The organism is Micromonospora sp. NPDC047753, assembly GCF_040642735.1.
Taxonomy (GTDB): domain Bacteria; phylum Actinomycetota; class Actinomycetes; order Mycobacteriales; family Micromonosporaceae; genus Micromonospora.
Genome location: NZ_JBEYSL010000683.1, coordinates 1 through 2856, shown reverse-complemented (window position 1 = coordinate 2856; position 2856 = coordinate 1). Strand labels below are relative to the sequence as shown.

The 2856-nt window shown below is 71.2% G+C and carries 3 protein-coding genes and 1 pseudogene; 2 read left to right on the top strand and 2 right to left on the bottom strand.

Annotation, left to right across the window (positions count from 1 at the left end; genetic code table 11):
* A pseudogene (locus ABZ749_RS33115) lies at positions 1-358 on the bottom strand (endonuclease); the annotation flags it as partial.
* Positions 359-429: 71 nt separating this feature from the next.
* Here ABZ749_RS33115 and ABZ749_RS33110 point away from each other — a divergent pair.
* The gene (locus ABZ749_RS33110) at positions 430-1047 is read left to right on the top strand and encodes a DUF4126 domain-containing protein (RefSeq protein WP_355008049.1); all 618 of its coding nucleotides are present in this window, start codon (positions 430-432) and stop codon (positions 1045-1047) included.
* Positions 1048-1130: 83 nt separating this feature from the next.
* Positions 1131-1427: a DUF1540 domain-containing protein gene (locus tag ABZ749_RS33105; protein ID WP_357234863.1), complete on the top strand. Its 297-nt coding sequence runs from the start codon at positions 1131-1133 to the stop codon at positions 1425-1427.
* Between the two features lie 40 nt (positions 1428-1467).
* Here ABZ749_RS33105 and ABZ749_RS33100 read toward each other — a convergent pair.
* Positions 1468-2856: methylmalonyl-CoA mutase family protein (locus ABZ749_RS33100; protein WP_357234860.1), on the bottom strand; the 1389-nt coding region annotated here is incomplete at its 5' end.

Genomic DNA, 2856 nt, shown 5'->3' with positions numbered 1-2856 from the left:
GGAACGCGGCGAGCAGCACCATGCCCGGGTTGGCGGCCAGCAACTCCTGCAGGTGCGCCTCCACCCCGTCCTTGCGCAGGCCCGGATCCACACCCAACTCGTACGAGGTGTCCTGGAAGATCTCCTCCAGGGTGATCCGCAGCTCCTCGCCAGCCTTGTTGACGACCCGCCACACACCGGGGGCCTCCTCCAACCGACACGGCGGGCTCATCCAGTTCAACGGCTTGTACGCCCGGTCGTCGGCGTGAATGGACACCGACCCGTCCGCCTTCACCATCAGCAACCGGGTGGCCAGCGGCAGGTGAGCCGAGAGCCGTCCGACGTAATCCACCGAGCACTTCGCAATGACCAACCGCACCCGACGAGGGTAGCCGAGCACCCGCCGGTCGCCAGCGAGCGGCACTGGCGCGTCGATGCGATGCTGAGACCGTGTTCGAAGTCCTCACCGGCACCGGTCTCGCCGCATCGGCGGGGCTCAACGCCTACATACCCCTGCTCATCCTCGGCCTACTCGGCCGTTACACCGACCTGATCGACCTGCCCAGCGGCTGGACCTGGCTCGGCAACGGCTGGGTCATCGCGATCATGGCCGTGCTGCTCGCCGTGGAGATGGTGGCGGACAAGGTGCCAGTGGTCGACCACATCAACGACGTGGTGCAGACCGTGGTCCGACCCACCGCCGGTGGCCTGGCCTTCGGTGCCGGCTCCTCGTCGGAGACGGTGACGGTCAGCGATCCGGGGAGCTTCTTCTCGTCGCACCAGTGGGTGCCGGTCGTCACCGGCGTGCTGCTGGCGTTGGGCGTGCATCTGCTCAAGTCCGCAGCCCGGCCGGTGATCAACGCGACCACCGCCGGAATCGGCGCCCCGGTCGCCAGCACCGCCGAGGACGCCACCAGCGTGGTGGTCTCCCTGGTGGCGATCATCCTGCCGGTGCTGGTGCTCGTCGCCCTCGTCGGCCTGGCGTTCTTCGCCTTCTGGTTCTTCCGTCGTCGATCCGATCGACGCCGCGAACGGGAGGCCGCCCGCGCCGCCGGCTTCCGCGTCTGACGCGTGATCGGCGGCCCGCGATAGAGGGGCTGCACGGGGCGACAAAAGCCTAGTATCGGGGCAGGAGCCTAGAGGAGGTCGGCATGACCGCAGCGTTGGAGATGCCCCGAGTCCAGGAATGCGTGGTCGCCGCATGCGCGTACAACCAGTCGGGTGACTGCCACGCCTTCGCGATCACCATCGGCAGCATGGATCACGCCCACTGCCACACCTTCGTCGAGTCGCCCGTCCGGGGTGGCGTGGAGAGCCTGATCGCGCAGGTGGGGGCGTGCCAGCGCGCCGACTGCCGGCACAACGAGCAGTTGGAGTGCCACGCGTCGTCGATCAGGGTCGGCCCGGACAACGACATGGCCGACTGCATGACCTACACCAGCCGCTGACCCACGCCGGGCCGACGACCTGCCCGAGACGGCCCTTCGGTCAGGGCAGGTCGTTGGCGCGACGGATGACGGTCACCAGGTCGTCGATGATGCCGGTGAGGGCGAAGTCCTTCGGGGTGAAGACCCGGGCGACCCCGGCCGCGCGGAGGGTGTCCGCGTCACCGGCCGGGATGATGCCGCCCACCACCACCGGGAGGTCGGCCCGGCCTGCGGCGCGAAGCCCGTCGAGCACCGCCGGCACGGCGGCCAGGTGCGACCCGGAGAGCACGGAGAGCCCGACCAGGTCGACGTCCTCCTCGACAGCGGCGGCGACGATCTGCCCCGCGGTCAACCGGATGCCCTGGTAGACGACCTCGAAGCCGGCGTCACGGGCACGTACCGCGATCTGCTCCGCGCCGTTGGAGTGCCCGTCCAGGCCGGGTTTGCCGACCAGCAGCCGCAGCCGGCCACTGCCCAGCTCCCGCGCCGTCGCGGCGACCCGCTCGCGGACCGCCGCGAGGCCCGGCTCCCCGCCGCCGCCCGTAGCGCCGGCCAGCCCGGTCGGCGCCCGGTACTCGCCGAAGACCTGGCGCAGCGCGCCGGCCCACTCGCCGGTGGTCACCCCGGCCCGCACGCACTCCAGGGTGGCCGGCATCAGGTTGGCGGTGGTCGCGGCGTCCGCGCGCAGCCGGGCCAGCGCCGCGTCGACGACGGCCGCGTCCCGGTCGGACCGCCACCGGCGTACGCCGTCCACGGCGGCCGCCTCGACCGCGGGGTCGACCTGCTCGACGGAGCCCGCGCCGGCAGCGGTCAGCGGGGAGGGTTCGGTCTCGGTGTACCGGTTGACCCCGACCACCACGTCGGCACCGGACTCCATCCGCCGACGCCGCTCGGCGAGTGACGCGACCAGCGCGCTCTTGAGGTAGCCGGTCTCCACTGCGGCGACGACGCCGCCCAGCTTGAGCACCCCGCCCAGCTCGGCCCGCGCCCCGGTGACGATCTCGTCGACGAGTGCGGTCATCACGTGCGAGCCGGCGAAGAGGTCGGGATATTCGAGCAGGTCCGACTCGTACGCCAGGACCTGCTGCATCCGCAGCGACCACTGCTGGTCCCAGGGGCGGGGCAGGCCGAGCGCCTCGTTCCAGGCGGGCAGTTGGACGGCGCGGGCCCGGGCGTCGCGGGACATCGTCACGCCGAGCATCTCCAGCACGATGCGCTGGATGTTGTTCTCCGGCTGCGCCTCGGTCAGGCCGAGCGAGTTGACCTGCACGCCGTAGCGGAACCGCCGTTGTCTGGCGTCGGTGACCCCGTACCGGTCCCGGGTGATCTCGTCCCAGAGCACGCCGAACGCGCGCATCTTGGCGATCTCCTCGACGAAGCGCACCCCGGCGTTGACGAAGAACGAGATCCGCTGGACCACGTCGCCCATCCGTTCGGCGGGCACCTGAGC

Bases quoted from the DNA above. Each gene is read 5' to 3' on its own strand.
- ABZ749_RS33105 (WP_357234863.1), top strand. From the start codon at position 1,131: ATGACCGCAGCGTTGGAGATGCCCCGAGTCCAGGAATGCGTGGTCGCC.